Annotated in this window: 1 protein-coding gene; it reads right to left on the bottom strand. The window is 31.1% G+C overall.

What is annotated here, in order from left to right; genetic code table 11:
- A partial coding sequence (locus BN346_RS11105) for a phage tail tape measure protein (protein WP_040328632.1) occupies window positions 1–501 on the bottom strand: 501 nt, incomplete at both ends.

The raw sequence follows: 501 nt of genomic DNA, 5'->3' as shown, positions 1-501 counted from the left end.
TACATTATCTGTTTGTATTCCTAATTGTCCTGCTGATTCTGCAACTGCTGATATTTCTGTAGTTGTACTTGGCAAATTTTTAGACATATCTATTATGCCTGTTTCTAATTTTTTAAATTGTTCTTTAGTTCCATCTACTGTTTTCTGTACACCTGCAAAAGCACTTTCAAAATCAATTGCTGCTTTAGCTGCTCCAACTCCTAATCCTGCTATCGGTAAACTTATTTTAGTACTCATATCTTTACCAACAGTAGCCATTTTATCACCAACAGACTTAAATTTTTTCCCTACATCATCTAACTTGTTAGAAAGATTGTTCCAGACACTATTTTGTTTATTTATTTCACTACTAGTACTGCTAAGTTCACTTTGCATATTTTTTAATTTAGCTTCTGCATTATTTGTTTTTATTGTCCATGTATCAATCGCTCTGCTATTATTTCTTAATTTTTCTTCGTTTGCTTCATACTCTTGGGATAATTTTTCATAGCTTTCTTTTAG

Origin of the sequence: Clostridium ihumii AP5, assembly GCF_000612845.1 — a bacterium.
Taxonomy (GTDB): domain Bacteria; phylum Bacillota; class Clostridia; order Clostridiales; family Clostridiaceae; genus Clostridium_J; species Clostridium_J ihumii.
Note: the sequence above shows the minus strand (reverse complement) of the source record. Positions and strands in the feature narration are given on the sequence as shown.